At 43.1% G+C, this 16254-nt stretch carries 11 protein-coding genes; 4 read left to right on the top strand and 7 right to left on the bottom strand.

Going from position 1 to position 16254, the window contains the following annotated elements; genetic code table 11:
• Positions 1-122 precede the first annotated feature (122 nt).
• Entirely contained in the window at positions 123-1220 is a 1098-nt protein-coding gene (locus ACM2FC_RS03945) for a M20 family metallopeptidase (RefSeq protein ID WP_498479550.1), read from the bottom strand.
• 177 nt (positions 1221-1397) lie between these two features.
• Between ACM2FC_RS03945 and ACM2FC_RS03940 the strand changes: the two genes are divergently transcribed.
• From ACM2FC_RS03940 to ACM2FC_RS03930, 3 genes are read left to right on the top strand one after another with little or no spacing between them, the layout of a single operon-like run.
• Entirely contained in the window at positions 1398-2396 is a 999-nt protein-coding gene (locus ACM2FC_RS03940) for an ATP-grasp domain-containing protein (RefSeq protein ID WP_498479549.1), read from the top strand.
• Positions 2393-3823: an ATP-grasp domain-containing protein gene (locus ACM2FC_RS03935; RefSeq protein WP_498479547.1), complete on the top strand. Its 1431-nt coding sequence runs from the start codon at positions 2393-2395 to the stop codon at positions 3821-3823. Before ACM2FC_RS03940 ends, ACM2FC_RS03935 begins: the two co-directional genes overlap by 4 nt.
• 2 nt (positions 3824-3825) lie before the next feature.
• Positions 3826-6501, top strand: coding sequence for a M14 family zinc carboxypeptidase (locus ACM2FC_RS03930; RefSeq protein WP_498479546.1), 2676 nt, complete (start codon positions 3826-3828; stop codon positions 6499-6501).
• 148 nt (positions 6502-6649) lie between these two features.
• Here ACM2FC_RS03930 and aldA read toward each other — a convergent pair whose 3' ends face one another.
• Genes aldA through ACM2FC_RS03905 form a run of 5 tightly spaced genes read right to left on the bottom strand, consistent with a single transcriptional unit; the run spans position 6650 to position 12325 of the window.
• Positions 6650-8101, bottom strand: coding sequence for an aldehyde dehydrogenase (gene aldA, locus ACM2FC_RS03925; RefSeq protein ID WP_498479545.1), 1452 nt, complete (start codon positions 8099-8101; stop codon positions 6650-6652).
• A gap of 3 nt (positions 8102-8104) precedes the next feature.
• A complete protein-coding gene (locus tag ACM2FC_RS03920) occupies positions 8105-8890 on the bottom strand; it encodes an enoyl-CoA hydratase/isomerase family protein (RefSeq protein ID WP_498479544.1) in 786 nt (261 codons plus the stop codon).
• Positions 8887-10038 (bottom strand): CaiB/BaiF CoA transferase family protein, encoded by a 1152-nt coding sequence (locus tag ACM2FC_RS03915; protein WP_498479543.1) that lies wholly within the window; start codon positions 10036-10038, stop codon positions 8887-8889. The genes ACM2FC_RS03920 and ACM2FC_RS03915 overlap by 4 nt, the downstream gene beginning before the upstream one ends.
• Positions 10035-11180: a CaiB/BaiF CoA transferase family protein gene (locus ACM2FC_RS03910; RefSeq protein ID WP_498479542.1), complete on the bottom strand. Its 1146-nt coding sequence runs from the start codon at positions 11178-11180 to the stop codon at positions 10035-10037. The genes ACM2FC_RS03915 and ACM2FC_RS03910 overlap by 4 nt, the downstream gene beginning before the upstream one ends.
• Positions 11177-12325, bottom strand: a complete 1149-nt coding sequence (locus ACM2FC_RS03905) for an extracellular solute-binding protein (protein WP_498479541.1) — start codon at positions 12323-12325, stop codon at positions 11177-11179. The genes ACM2FC_RS03910 and ACM2FC_RS03905 overlap by 4 nt, the downstream gene beginning before the upstream one ends.
• Positions 12326-12623: 298 nt before the next feature.
• Here ACM2FC_RS03905 and ACM2FC_RS03900 point away from each other — a divergent pair, with 298 nt between their 5' ends.
• Positions 12624-14990 (top strand): glycoside hydrolase family 2 protein, encoded by a 2367-nt coding sequence (locus ACM2FC_RS03900; protein ID WP_498479540.1) that lies wholly within the window; start codon positions 12624-12626, stop codon positions 14988-14990.
• Between the two features lie 54 nt (positions 14991-15044).
• On the opposite strand, the gene serC is transcribed toward ACM2FC_RS03900, so the two are convergent.
• On the bottom strand, positions 15045-16139 hold the full coding sequence (serC, locus tag ACM2FC_RS03895; RefSeq protein ID WP_498479539.1) for a 3-phosphoserine/phosphohydroxythreonine transaminase: 1095 nt from the start codon (positions 16137-16139) through the stop codon (positions 15045-15047).
• Positions 16140-16254: the final 115 nt, after the last annotated feature.

The following is a 16254-nucleotide window of genomic DNA, read 5'->3' as shown; positions in this document are numbered from 1 at the left end:
AAGAATCAAGCGATAGCACAGTATTTTTGTGAAAAAGTACTGAAATACTCACTTTCACTATTTTTCTAAAGCAAAATAGCCTACTGTTCACAGGCCTTTAACCAACACTTTTTTGAAAAGGATTATTTTGCAAAGTAATGAAGAATCTTGGTAACTTCTTCTATTCGTCTTACGAAACTGCTTTTTAGTGCGCGTTCTTGGTCAGTATGATCTCCATCGCCAAACGGGCCAAACCCATCCAGCGTAGGTACGCCTGCTCCAGCAACGACATTTGCATCACTCACTCCGCCGCGCTGCTCTGTTTTAAGTGGATACCCTACTAAGTCACTAAGTAGATTGAGAAATTTAACTTGCTCGGGAGTTTGTGTCATCACGTCACGTTGCAAGCCTCCCGAATAAGTGGCAGTGATACCGTTTGAACTTGCCTCCTGAATCATTTGAGGAATCTGATTAAGTACTTGCTCCTGCTCGGAAAACTCAGTAAAACGAACTTCTACCATCAGCTTAGCTTGCGGAGAAATTGTGTTAGTACTTATCCCTCCTTCCATTTTTCCGATGTTGACAGTTGTTCCTTTGCTTACCTCGGTAAGAGAACTTAGCTTGATTAAAAGGTTGGCAGCTGCAAGATTTGCATCTCTCCCTTCTAGGAAACAGTTCCCCGCATGAGCTGCGACACCTTCAATATTTACACTATAAGTGGCGACACCTTTACGCCCATCCACCACTTCGTGATCGGGGCCTGCTGCTTCAAAATCAATACAAGCGCTGTAGTTTTTAGCTATTTGCTTTGTGACGGCTTTACTATCATCACTTCCGGTTTCTTCATCACTAACCAACAAAAAGTCGATGTTACTAACTTGCCCAAGTTCAGAGTAAAGTCGACGGAGTGCGGATAAAGCGACAAAGTTGCCTCCTTTCATATCACAAGTACCTGGTCCATAGACCCACTCGCCATCTTCAGAAAACTCGGTAAAAGTATTCGGTGGAAAAACCGTATCTAGATGACCTAACAAAAGTAGCCTTGGAGAATCGTTGCTTTGACGGCTACAGAAAAGAAGATGATTGCCTACGTGTTGACGCTCAAAACACTCGGCACTAAAACCGAGAGGTTCAAGCCAATCTATCATCAACTTTCCATACTTATCGACACCGGATTTATTGTGCGTCCAAGTATTGATCTCGACCATCATTTTGAGATCTTTATAATTGATATCATTCATTTTTTTACTTCCCTATGCAGCTTGGATTTAACGTCTGAATCTTTTGACAAATCTCCTAATCGGTCAGTATCATACCGCCTATGAAACAATGCGATATACGCATTTATACATAACGTTTCAAATTTCACAAAATATTCATAAATAAAGTTATCAGTTACCAACGGCGAGGGATGTAAAATGGCTAGCAAAAGGATTGGAATATGGTTGTATGAAAATGGTGGAGGAAAAGAAATTGAACGCAAAATTGTGTCTCAGCTACAAGAGCGAGAAATTGAAGCGTTAACTGGATTAAATCTTGCGAATGCTTCAGCATATAATGGCAATATTTTTTGCAATGGGTATAAGATGGATGAGCTCGATTTATTTTTCTCTTATAACGCTGGTCAGCAATCAGAATTTCAAGTCTATCTCTATCAAGCTCTGAACTCGGTCATTCCGATGATCAATAACTATCAAGCGTTTACATTGACAGAAGATAAATATCTCACCGCACAAATGCTCAAAGTAAATGGTATCCCAACCACCGATTATATCGTTTGCAATAAAAATAATATTGAACAACTCAAACAACATATGCTCTTTTGGGGCGGAAAGGCTATCTGTAAACCGGTTGACGGTTGGGGTGGCAACGGAATTTTTAAACTCGAAAGCGTTCGCGATTTAGATTTACTAACACCATTTATCGCTAAACAGAAAGCACCTCAATTCTACCTAGAACGAGTGATAGAAAATGACTTTACCGACTACCGCGTTGACATCGTAGATGGAAAGTTTGTTGCTTGCTATGGACGTCAAGCTGCGACTGGAAGTTGGAAGTCAAATGTTTCTAGCGGTGGTCGCGTAATCATGCGTGAGCCGGTGCCCGAAGTCATTGATTTAGCTCTGAAGGCAGCTAAGGTGACCGGGCTAGAGGTTGCTGGTGTCGATATTCTGTTTGATATTGAGTACCAACGCTATGTTGTTATTGAAGTGAACGGAATCCCAGCGTTTGCAACCCCTGATCAGGAAAAAATTGGACTCAACTTTAACGACAAAAAGATTTCTTATCTGGTCGATTTAATCGATCGAACTATAAACAAGCCTTCATCATCTAAATCACCACTCAAAATGGCTCCTGTCGCTCATCAAGATAGTGCTATCACCGCCGAATTACTTCTAAAGGAACCAGCAGTATGAACATCGTTAACAAAACCCGTCCTACCATAGGATTGCTTTATCTCGATCATGTTTTACGTTTTTTTGATCGATCAAATTTTCGCGGATGGCCTGACAAGATTGAACAACTTACCTATCACTGGGGAAATGACAAGCAACGCTTTATTGAAGAAGTAAAGCGTAAAAATATCGACGTGTTGATTGGCAATATTCCAGCCACGGCATATGAAACATTTCGAGAAATTGCTCGCGAGTTACCCGATGTGCGCTTTCTTCCTTCACTGGACAGCCAGTTCAGCAATAAATCTAAAGAGAACGTTACTCATTTTTGCAATAAATACCAGCTACCCACACCAAAGACTCACATTTTTTATGAAGTAGAAGAAGCACTGAATTTCTTACGAAATACCAGCTATCCAAAAATCGTAAAACGTTCTTATGGGCCATCGAATTATGGCGGCTATTTCGTCCACAAAGTAGACACTGAAGAAGAAGCACTCAAACTGTATTCAGAAAGGCGCTACTACCCCGCTTATATACAAGATTTCGTGCCAATGAAAGCCGATATTCGAGTTATGTTAGTTGGGCACCAACCTGTTTGCGCATTCTGGAGACGCCCACCTAAAGGAGAATGGCTAACAAATACTAGCCAAGGCGGCAGCATGGATTATCAAGATGTGCCTCAAGAAGTCCTCGACCTAGCTGTTGCTGCGTCAAAAGCAGCCAAAGCGGAATATTGGGCGTGTGATATCGCGGTAAGCATGGATGATCAGTACAGTATTTTAGAATGCGCAACTGCGTTTGCTGCTTTTCCGTATATCCGAGATTGGATTGGACAATACTTGGTTTGGCTACTGGCCCCAAATCACTTTAAAAAGCCATTCTTCGCGCATAGAAACTGGGAAGAGCTTGGCAAAATAGACTCGTCATTGCTTAGAACAATGCGACACATCAGTTTCGGGCAAGCGAGCTACTCTACCGATACTGGTGAACACGAACCGACTCAAAAGCTATACCCACTGCTTGAAACCTATCAACAATCGAGAGAAGAGTGGCCAAGTGAATGCTGGAATTTCCAAAGCCAAAATGAATTCAAAGTGATACAGCAAACTCCATCTGCTTTAGGTGATGTACTTTCTAATGTAACAGCAAATGCTCTTGATAGCGGTATAGAAGATTACGAAGACGTAGAGCAGCAGTTAGAGGCAAGCTCCGAAGCTGGTAACCGTCATATCTATACAGCAGAGGAACTGATTGAGTTTTTTCTGCAGGTGAAAGGTGTTGGCAAAGTTCTCGCTAACGATATCGTCAATACTTTGGGACCAAAAAGAACCGTTGAAGTTCTCAATAATAGCCCTGAACAACTTTTGTCATTTCGAAACCTCAAAGAGAAGAAACTAGAATTAATAGTTAACCATTGGAGTCATTTCCAATTTTCTGAGGTATAACCATGAAAAAGCAATATCTCTCTTATCAAGAAACTATTGATTTTCTGACTGAGGCGAAAGCAAAGTATCCAGATTTGATTCGTTTGCAAAGCATCGGTGAGACTCACGAAGGTCGCCCAATTATGATGGTGACTGTCTCTCAAGATGTTGCGTATGCTGATTTAAAGCCTGCTTTACTCTACACGGGAACTATTCATGCCCGTGAGTGGATTGGCATCGAGCTGGCGGTTAACTTCATTCAATATTTGATCGACAATTATCCAAACAACCCTGATGTCGTTGAAGCTCTCACACGAAATACACTGTATATGGTGCCCTGTTTAAACCCTGATGGTTTCGAGTATTCACGTCGTCACTTTTCGTTTTGGCGTAAGAACAGGCGCGACAATGGGGATGGCACTTTTGGCGTTGATCTCAATAGAAACTTTGGGATTAACTTTAAATACTCTGCTAACACTCAATCGAACGTTTATGGTGGGCCTTCAGCATTTTCTGAGCCAGAAACGCAAGCAATTAAGCAATTCGTCGAATCTCATGAAAATATCCGTATCGCGCTAGATTACCACTCGCAGGGCAATGTTTTCTTTCCTGCTCACAAGTTTAACCATGAAGCGGAAATAGAAGGGACTGATCTCAATATTCTATGTGCCAATATGGCTCGCGAAATTTATAATGTGACAAAGCGCCAGTATGGTATTCATCGCGGAAAACCACCAGCCAACCTGATACCGGGAAGTGGTAGAGAGTACTATTATGATCGCGGAATTTTAGCGACGGTGGTTGAAGTCGGCAGCCGTAATATACCTGATTACTTGGTCAATATGAGCCAAAGCGTCGACGAGAATACGCCAGCATTGCTTTATGCATTAGGCTCAGCGATAAACTATTCTGATTTAGCACCATCTCGCCCACAGAACTTTACCGTCAATAATGTCACGGCCAATACTGCTGAGCTTACTTGGGACCATAACTCCGAAGAAGAAGGATGTTACTATCAAGTCTATCGAAGTGAGGCACCCAAAGCGCCCTGCACTCGTGATAATTTAGTCGCAATAACTTCGCAAAACTACCATTGCGATAAACAGCTGAAGTCTGGACGACGCTATTTCTATAATCTTCGTAAGGTAAATAGAGTCACTCGGATTAAATCCCCATTCGCTCCAGAACTTAAAATCAAGGCTGGGCTGGAGCGAAACGAGTTTTCGCATACCTTATTCCCTCTCGCAGATAACATTGGCTATGTTGGGGAGCTAACAAGGTCAAGCAATAGAGAACATTTTGGCCTCAACTCTCTATTTATTGGTGTAAATAACAACAAGGGAATTTGTTACGGCGTTATTGACTTTGATGTTAGGAAAATCCCTACCGACGCGATCATTAAGCGTGCAGTTTTGTCTTTATATCCAATGAACCGCGTGGGAGCAAAAATAGAAAACTATGGTGAATGGTCGGTTTCTATCCTCAACCCAGAAGATATTTCAGACATTACTGATTACTCTCAAATTCATGAAGCTACCCCACTACAAACTTTGGGTAACGCCATAGAATCCGATCAATTGACTCAAGGCATCTGGAAAACTTGGCAACTCAGCTTAGTTGAAAGACACTTAATTCAAGATCAACTGAATACAGGTCGCTTATTGTTGCGCTTGCAAGGACCGAGAAAACTTCCGCTCGGTCAAGACTCACAGATGATGCAGTTTGACATCGGTTATGGCCGTTTTGGTGGTGGGATTCACTATCGCCCCAGTTTGGAGCTGATTTATCAGCGAAGCCCTAATCGATTAGCCTTTGGCGCAAATACCTGCCATACAGTACGAGGTACGAGCCTCATTGCCAATTCTCTGCAAAGTGGTTTTGATGAAGAAGGGAAAAGAGTGTTGGGGCACATGAGCTTCTCGCTTCCTCAATTGTCGAAACAAACGGACATCATTATCACCCATGCCCATCTGGTTCTGGAAAGTGAACAGCTTAGCCGAGTTTCTCAACCAATGCGTTTTACGGTATCAATGGTGGACCTACCTTCTGAACGCGAAGAACTTCAGTCTGAGAATGTTCGTAACGCTGAAGTCATTGAATTTTTGGGCTATGAAGTGAGTGATAAAGCGTTAGTGAAAACACCGCGCCAAACATTTATTTTTGATAGCTCGGCAAGGCAGACTCTAGAAAGCTTGCACGATCAAGAAAAAGATGTTCATTTTATAATTAGAGCAACTTCAGCCTCTCGCCAACAAGATGCGGATGTGATTTGGAAAACATCTAACGGTGATGGGGAGATATTGCCTCAGCTGGTAGTAGAATATATCGAGCGCCGTAAAACACCTCTCGTGGCACCAGAGAATCTTGATGTTTCGATTGAAGGTGGAGCAGTTAAATTGACTTGGGACAACCCTAACCATGATGATTGGGTAGGAACCTATGTAGTGAGAAACAATTTTCATCCACCTCGCTCGCCTTTTGATGGGGTCAAACTGTATGGAGGAAAAGACAACTATACGTTCGATCGATTCGGCAACGCGAATTTAGAAAAGTACTACTCGGTTTTTAGTTACGATAATGTACCAAATTATTCATCGCCAGCGACCATTCACTTTAGCTCTAGCGAGACAACTCCAGTCGTTTACGACGAGTTCGAAGCGCAATCTGAAGCGGAACAAAGGTATCACGAAGGAGATTAACAGCAACACTATGTATTTTTCCTTTGAGCTACTTCAGATCAGCTCGACAGTAAAGGTAAACTAAAGCTGTATCTTGTATAGAAACAAAAGCGTGTTAGTTGGATTAACTAACACGCTTTCAATTTAAAAATAGAAACACTTTGCAGCGTTACTCATAGCTCCAATACACCACCCTTTTTTGTAGATAATTTTCTATACCATGAATACCATCTTCTCCGCCGATACCACTGCGTTTATGACCAGAATGGAAACCTTGAACGTTACCAGTGATTGGCCGGTTCACAAATACAGTCCCGACTTCTAACTGATTGATGGTTTGCATTATGTGGTTTACGTTTTGCGTGTAGATATAAGAAGACAAACCATCTTCGCGATCATTTGCAATATCCAATGCTTGCTCGAAGTTCTTTACCTTTATAATCGGCATGACAGGTGCAAACATTTCTTCTTTAGCAACAGGCATCTCTGCGGTAACTTCAGTTAAAACAGTCGGTTCAAACCAATGGCCTTTTGCAAACTGTTCTCCTGCTGGCCTACCGCCACCCACTGCTATTTTCGCTCCCATTGAAACTGAAATATCGACCATAGTTGCAACGCGGTCTAATCCAGATTGCGTCACACTTGGTCCCATATCTACGTCTGCCATAGGGTCTCCAACTCGGAGCTGTTTTACCTTTTGCAAAACTTTTTCGGTAAATTCTTCTGCGATCGACTCTTCCACTAAAACCAATTCATTACAGATACAAACTTGCCCGCAATTTGCGTAACGCGATGCAACCGCCGCTTCCGCCGCTTTATCGATATCGGCATCAGCCAACACGATAAACGCTGCTTTGCCTCCTAGCTCCAGCACAAGCCCAGAGACATTCTCTGATGACGCCTTGTAAATTGCTTGCCCTGCTTGAGTACTACCTGTTAGGGAAACTAAGCGCGTTGTTGGGTGTGTGACTAACTGTGAGCTCACATCAATTCCAGAACCACTAACAAGATTAATCACCCCCGCTGGCACACCTGCCTCCTCGACTGCTTTACAAAATTCAGATGCTGTAACAGGGGTTGCTTCATGAGCCTTCAAAACTATGGTATTGCCAGTAACCAAAGCAGGCCCAACTTTCCTACCTATAAGAGCCAATGGATAGTTATACGCACACAAACCCAATGTGACTCCGTAAGGTACACGATTGATGTAAATCTGTTCATTGGGTTCATCCGATGGAAAAATCTCTCCTTGAAGGCGGCGAGCCGCTTGCGCAGAATAACTCAGATAATTCAAGGTATCATCAAACTCACTATAAGCTTGCGCGAGTGTCTTACCTTGCTCTTTGACGATTAACTTAGCGAAATGCTCTCGCTGGGGCTTTAGAACTTGAACAATTCGCGCGATATATCTGCCACGTTCAATTGCAGGTAACATTTGCCAAGCTCTTTGTGCACCTTGAGAACTTCTCATCGCATTTTCGACATCATCGTCTGTACAGTCTGGAACCGTCGCCCATACTTGGCCATTGGCAGGATTAATCACTTCAAATGTCGCCCCATTGGAAGCGTTAACCCACTCTCCATGGATAAAACAAGGGTAATGTGTCACTTGTTGCTTCATAATTTATCTTCCTAAAAATTCTGGGTTACGCTTTTCAACAAACGCTTCAAAGCCTTCCTTTGCGTCATGAGTATCATAGAGCTCATCAACTAACTTTTGCTCTAGCAATAGCCCTTGTTGCAACGACAGTTCTACGCCTTGACGCAACGCTTTCTTAGTTGCGGCGACAGCCAAACCAGGTCCATTTGAAATGACTTTTGCATATTCTTCTGTCTCGAATGCGAGTTCTTCAGCCGTATAAAGTCGGTTTACTACACCCCATTCGGCGGCTTGTTGTGGGGTGAAACTTTCACCTGTGGCAAGCAGCTCGATAGCACGGCTCAATCCAACTAAGCGAACCAAACGCTGACTACCTCCGTTTCCAGGCATTAACCCAAGTTTGATTTCCGGTAAACCAAAGTAATAATTGCCTTGCGACGCAAAACGTAAATCGCACGCCATGGCTATCTCTAATCCGCCCCCAAGAGTGTGGCCTTCAATCTGCGCAATATAGATCTTGTTGCTCACCTCAATGGTGGACATATTTAAGCGCGCTTGCTCGACCATTGCTTGGTTGTCTTGCGTACTATTTTTTTGAAATGCCCTGATATCTGCACCCGTACAAAAAAAGCGCGGCACGCCACTGCGAATTACAACTGCATTCGTTTGTTCATCGAGCTCAGCTGTTTCAAGTGCATCTGAAAATTGGCGCACAAACGTCAGATCATACGCATTGGCTTTATCACGTTGTAACGTGATAAAGCCGACCCTATTGACCCTTGAGTATGTCACCCACATAGGCTCCATCATTGTGCTAACTCCTCTCGAAAAGTGAACTCTTCTCTAATCTTTTCTGTATGTTGCCCTAATGCTGGAGCTCCTAACGAACTTGTGAAAACCTGTCCGTCGATGCGAATCGGGCAACGGGTTGTCTGGTAAGTTTCACCATTTTTATTCGCAACGGTTTGCAGCATATTAAGAACCTTAAACCCGTCATGAGACAACAATTGCGCCCAATCGAATACTTCTGCACACCAAATATCCGCTGGCTCCAAAATTCTCAGCCAGTGAGCAGTGGTATTGGTTAAAAGAAGGGTTTTTAATACTGATTTGATTTCATCGCGCCTGATATACCATTGGCTAGGGTCTGAAAACACCAATAGTTCCTTCGAATTAAGCAGCTCTCCTAGCTTTTGAATCGAGCCCATTGCCAACACTAAAAATCCGTCTAGGGTTTTATACAACCCATAAGGTGCGGCTACTAACGGGTGAGCGCCATTTACCTCCCCTCTCCAGACTGGCTCCTGATCTTGGTAGTACAAAGTGAGGGGTTCAAACTGAAAATCTAGGATAGCTTCCAACATGCTGACCTCCACCAAGGTGCTTTCCCCACTGATTAAAGAAGCCAATACTCCCTGTACCAACTGACCACCCGCCAACATATCAGCGATTGCAAGCCCCATCGGTACAGGGCCATCTTGATCACTGCCTGTTTGCCACACTAGACCTGAGAGCGCTTGAACTAGAAGGTCTTGTCCTGGCTTCTGGCTCCATGGTCCATGCTCCCCGTATCCAGAAATAACACCGTATACGATGTTTGGGTTCAGTGCCTTTGCTTGTTCATAGCCGATACCGAGTCTATCCATTACTCTCGGTCTAAAATTATGGAGGACGATGTCAGCCTTCTTAATAAGCTCTCGCACAAGACACTTGTCGTCCTCTGAAGACTTTAGGTCTAGTTCAATGCTTTCTTTGTTTCGATTAATAGCCTGAAAAAATGCCGATTCTCCAACAACCTGATAAGACTCTCCATAGATCTGGCGAGAGAGATCTCCTTGTCCCTTTTGTTCGACCTTTATTACTCTAGCTCCGAGGTCCGCTAGCCGAAGCGAGGCACAAGGCCCAGAAAGCAATTGAGTAAAATCAAGCACGATAATTCCGTCTAGAGGTGAGATCATAGTTGGTACTCCTGAGAAATTGCCTGTGTATCTTCTCCTAGTCTTGGTGAGGCTTTGCTTGATGCGAGAACCTGCCCGTTAATACGGATAGGACATCGAGTGGTACGCACTTTTGTCTCTTCGTTTCTGGAAACCACTTGCTCCATTTCTAAAGACAAGTAAGCTTCACTGCGAGTTAAAGTCTGATAGTCATAAACATCGGAGCACCAGTAGCCAATATCTTCAAGCTTGGTAATCCAATGCGCTGTTGTGTTCCCCTGCAAAATCTCAGAGATAATCGCTTTTACTTTATCCCGCTCAGTAAAATACAAGTCACCTTCAAACCAAAACTCTAACCGACTATCTGACAACGCTTTGTTTAGCAGTGATAACTCACCCATCGCGAGCGCTATATAGCCATCTTTTGTTGGATAAATTCCATATGGAGCACCTAGATAAGCATGCGCATTGGACTCTTTGCTGCGCTCAGGTGTAAACTCCGGATTATTAAGAAATGCTGTTAGCCCCTCAAATTGGAAGTCAATGACCGACTCCATCAAGCTAACCTCAACTTTACTGCCCTTGCCAGTACGACGTTTTTTAACCAGAGCAGCGAGAATACCTTGAGCCAAATGCGTACCACACAGCATATCAGCGACAGCCGCACCAAAAGGAATCGGTGGCTGTTCTTGGTTTCCACTTAGCCAAGTTAAGCCAGACATCGCTTGAGCAAGCAAATCCTGACCCGGTTTTGTACGCCATGGACCAACTTCACCATAACCACTCACTTCAGCATAAATAAGGGTCGGATTGATTGCCTCTACCGTTTCAAAGTCCAGCCCTAGCCTATCCATAATTCCTGGGCGAAAGTTATGTGTAATAACGTCTACTTCAGCAATCAGCTTTTTAATGGTTTCAATATCTTTTGGATTTTTGAGATCGGCGACAAAAGAAGATTTATTCCGATTCACAGTATGGAAGAGTACGCTATCACCATCTGCCCACATACTTTTAGTCGCAAGCTGACGACAAGAATCACCGTATATTGGCCGCTCTATTTTGATGACCCTCGCGCCAAGATCTGCGAGGCGCAGTCCAGCATAAGGGCCTGCCATATATTGGCTAAACTCCAACACCGTGATTCCTTCTAAAGGTCTTCTCATAGCTTGATTTCCTTTGAGGTTAGGTAAAGATCATTTAAGTGTTTCAGAACCTCTTTAGCATCCCCTCCCTTCATTAGGAATTCTCGTATCGGCGCGCCAGAATGGTCTTGGAAATACATGTGACCATGATAACGTGGCCTTAGGAAAGCACGCTCAAGCGTTGGCATTGTGTCAGTAAAATAATTATCCGATGCTAGGTTCGCTGACTCGCTGCGCCAAGCGTCTTTGTGCCCTGGCTGACCACCAAATTCGGTAAAGAAATGCGCTTGCATGTCAGGATTAGCGACAAACTCAGCGTAACTAGCTGCAATATCTTTATGCTTAGAGCTTGCAGAAACAGCAAGGCCAGTCCCACCTAAGGTGGTAATCAAACGACCGTGACCATTTAATTCAACGGTATCAGCAAATTTTAATTGCTTGCGAGCGTAACTCGGTTTCGCATAATTCGAATAGCCGTACCCAAATGGACAATAGGCAAAGTCATCACTTTGTGTCATCGCTTCATAAACTTGGATTGGATTCCAATCAAAACAGCGTTTATCCAAATGGATTGAAAGCTCACGTAACATTTCAAGGCTTTGCACCCCAATATCTTCGCTTACCACGTGCTTGTCTGTTGAACACGGGTCTTCTCCCAACGTGCAGCAAAGCATATAAAAATTCATCAAAGTGTCTTGGGGAATAGAAGGAACTGCAACTAATCCTTTCTTAGCGAGATCCAATAGTTCATGCCAAGTTTTTGGCATCTCCTTTCCTAGCTCAGATAATTTATCCAAGCGAGCAGACGCAACAGGTGTTGCTGCATCCATCGCAAGTGCCCACAGCTTGCCATTGTAGCTGTAGCTAACATGAGATTGACCAACAGAATTTTTCTCTTGGTCTTGCAAAAAATCAGCCGGTAAAAGGTTATCTAACGCTTCAATTACACCAGTTTTTGCGGCAAAACCTGCCCATGGATGATCAATGACAAGCAAATCATAGCGCTCGGCTAGTTGATCAATTGGCTCATCTGCAAACGCTTGCAGGGAGCGCTTTTCCCAAGTAATGCGAATGTCTGGATTCAGCTCTTCAAACCTTTGCGCGGTTGCCACCATAGGAGTAAATCCACGAGTGTGGTTCCAAGTAATACCTTTGAGTGTCTTCATATCATCCCCTAGTTCATTTTTTTGAATTAATTATTTATATATAAATATAAATTCTTTTGCGAATGAACAGTCAAGATATATTAAATTTGGCGAATTCAAATCGTGAAGGCAGCTACATAATGGCTATAAAAAATTCATTTTATACTTTATTACAATTGATTGAAAAGCGTATTCAGATTAGGCAAGAGCAAATAGTCATATTACCCATTGAAGTAATCTCCATCACAATAAAGTGAATTTTATTTGAATGAGTAATTTATATATGAATATTATATTTTCGGAAATTACGGAGGATAGAATGAAACGTATTAACTTAGACCTAAGCGGTAATCGCTGGCAGATGGAAAGAATGCGCCCGGGGCAAGGCGTAAAAGAAGGCTTGCACTTACTGCCTGCTGAATATCAAGGCACTCACTTTAGTTGGAACTTCGCTAAAGTCCCTGGCGATGTTTATACAGACCTACATCGCGCAAATGAAATTGAGGACCCTTATTTTGGCCGCAACATGCACCGAGCAAAATGGGCTGCAGAATATGAATGGTGGTATAGCCGCAGATTCGCTTTACCAAATGAAATGCAAGGTAAAAAAATCCGCCTAATTTTCGAAGGCGTCGATTACAGCTGCGAAGTTTGGCTCAATGGCGAATACCTCGGCCATCATGAAGGTATGTTCTCAGAGTTTGAGTTCGATATCACTGAACAAGCCAACTTTGCCGATTGGCGCGGCGGTTCGAACATGCTAATGGTAAAACTTGATCCTCCACCGAAGAACTATCGCAACTGTGGCGGTAAAAAGGTTAACTTCTCTGGTGATTATTTCTCTGGGTTGGTTCCGTTTGGGATCTGGAGACCCGTTCGTATTGAAGCAACAGAAAAAGTGCGAGTCAAAGATATACGAACAGATGTGAAAGTTATCGGTGAGAAGCACGCCACTGTTAAGGCAAAATATACTCTTGACAACCAGTTAGATGAAAATCACGAAGTGACTTTGGTATCCCACCTACGGGGAAAGAATTGTGACACTGAGGACTACTTTTCTGAAACTAAACTAACACTCAAACCTGGTCAACAGTCTGTCAATACAGAAATTGAAGTCTCGGATGCTAAGCTATGGTGGCCTTGGGACATGGGTGAGCAAAACTTATATTTGCTCGATGCGATTGTCATCCAAGACGGTGTAGAAGTCGACAATAAGCAAGAAACGATCGGCCTACGTGAAGTCACCATGGATTTCAACCCAGGTTACTCTCGCGAGGAGGCGGAATTTCCATGGACGTTCTTCATCAATGGTAAACGTCACTATTTGCGTTCAGCTTGTTGGGGAGGGCAACCCTCTTTCCTCTATGGCCAAAATAGCCTAAAAAAGTATCAAAAGCGCGTTGAAATGGTACGTGAGGCCAACATTAATAACCTGCGTATTTTCGGCTGGCATCCGCCTGAAACCCCTGAATTTTATCGCTTATGCGATGAGTTAGGTATCACGGTTTGGACCAACTTTACTCTAGCCACTCAGGCATACCCAAAAGATGAGGAATTTATTCAGGGCGTATTGCACGAATGTGTTGAGACAGTGAAACAAAGATGCAACCACCCTTCTAATATCTTCTGGATGGGTGGTGAAGAAGTCTTTTTCTCCGGTGCCCACGAAGAGAGTGGCAACAAACAGCTAATGGAAGTAATAGGTCAATCAGTATCTAAGTACACGGATATTCCTTATGGCCTAGCTTCACCACTTAGTTCAGAATCGGCTCAAAATATGGGCTTTAAAGCACATGATTCGATCCATGCAAACGAGCACTACTATCAAGGTGGCGCTGAGTTCATGGAAGAATATTACCCTGCGCTAGATTGTTGCATTATTCCAGAACTAACCGCAGCATCAGCACCATCAATTGAGAGCTTGAAAAAATTTATCCCACAAGACGAACTGTGGCCAATGGGCCCTAGCTGGGCTTATCACTGGGCAGATATCGACATTCTTAAAAACCTTAATTTTGAGGTCTTTAACGATTACAAGATGGACTCGTTAGAAGAATTTGTCGAAGCAACACAAATCGCTCAAGGGACTGTTATCCAGTTTGCTCTAGAAACGTACCGACGCCGCAAGCCCAAAATGAGTGGTGTGGCATTGTGTCACTTCATCACACATGTGCCTGATATCAAATGGGGTGTCGTCGATTTTTATGGTGAGAAAAAGATCAGTTTTGACTACTTGAAACGAACATATCAACCGTTATTGCCAAGCTTAGAGTTTAATAAAAGACGCTGGGATGCAGGAGGAGACTTTACAGCAAACCTTTGGGTTATCAATGATTATCAACATAGCCTCAAAGATTTGACTTTGGAGTGGGAAGTTCGCTACCAAGACAATACAACAGAGTGTAAAGGAAGCCTAAACTTGGATGCAGGCATTGATTCGGCAACTAAGTTATCTGGAATCTCTTGGGCAATTCCGTCGAACGCTGACGGTGAGTTCCAAGTGTCACTTTCGCTGAAAGACAGCTCTGGAAAAGAGCTTGCGAACAATTTCTACGTACTTCTTATTGGCAATCAACACGAAGCCAAGCAAAAGAGCCTCGCTTACCTAGCTGAAGCCCAGCAACGTCTCAATGAACATGGTCACTGCATTTATAGGTACTGGCCTGAAATGTGGGAAAACGAATAGACATTCTGTCAAATGAAGAGGTCAGATGCCTCTTCATTTTATATAGATAAAAGACTAAGCGTTGTTTTGTTCGAACTCTTTCATGAACTCAACTAAAACTTGCACACCTTCTATCGGCATCGCATTGTAAATTGATGCTCTCATACCACCCACTGCTCGATGTCCTTTTAATGCAACCAAACCTCGTTGTTTAGCGAGCTGCAAAAATTCAGCATCTAACTCTGGTTTTGCCAAAGTAAATGGGACGTTCATAATTGAGCGGTTGTCAGGGTGGACATTGTTTTTGTAAAAATCAGATTGATCAATATAGCTGTATAGAATGTCTGCTTTTTCTCGGTTAATTTGCTCGATAGCTTGAACGCCACCTTGCTGCTTTAACCACTTGAAAACAAGTCCGGATAAATACCATGCAAAGGTTGGCGGTGTATTGTACATCGAATCTTTTTCAGCCAACAATTTGTAGTTCAGAATGCTTGGTAATGTATCTTGAGCCAAACCCAGCAGATCATCACGAACGATAACAATACAAATGCCGGCTGGACCTATATTTTTTTGTGCTCCCGCATATATGACGCCGTATTTGGAGATGTCTATTTCGCGAGACAAGATTGTAGAAGACATGTCTGCAACAATAGGTTTGTCAGTTTCTGGCAAATCATTAATTTCAATACCATCAATCGTTTCATTTGGGCAGAAATGTACGAACGCAGAATCAGAATCGATGACCCACTCAGACGCTGGCAGAACGGTGATTTTTCCATCTTGCTCAAACTTCGCTTTAAATACATCGGGTTGACAATATTTTTCGGCTTCTTTTGCCGCACTTTCCGCCCAGTAGCCGGCGTCTATATACGTAGCCTTAGATGCGGAGCCCATTAGATTTGCAGGGACTGCTGCAAACTGTCCGCGAGCACCACCATGACAAAACAGGACTTTGTAATTATTAGGAATACTAAGCAGATCTCTTAAGTCTTGCTCTGCTTCTTCAGCTACCTGTATAAACTCTTTGCTACGGTGACTGATCTCCATCACCGATGTTCCCAAGTCATTCCAGTCCACCAAGTCAGCTTGTGCTTGCAGCATCACCTCTTTCGGTAAGCCCGCAGGCCCAGCGCTAAAATTGAATACCGTATTTTTTGTTGAACTCATGACTTTCCTTCCGCTCCTGCTTTCTTTTCATTTCTAGCCAACCCTTATGTAAACAACTTAAGAATCGCCTGAATGAATTAATACCATTTTTTAAAACCAATAAAAAGAAAGAAAG

Source organism: Vibrio sp. A37 (assembly GCF_059777565.1).
This window is presented reverse-complemented; position numbering and strand designations above follow the sequence as displayed.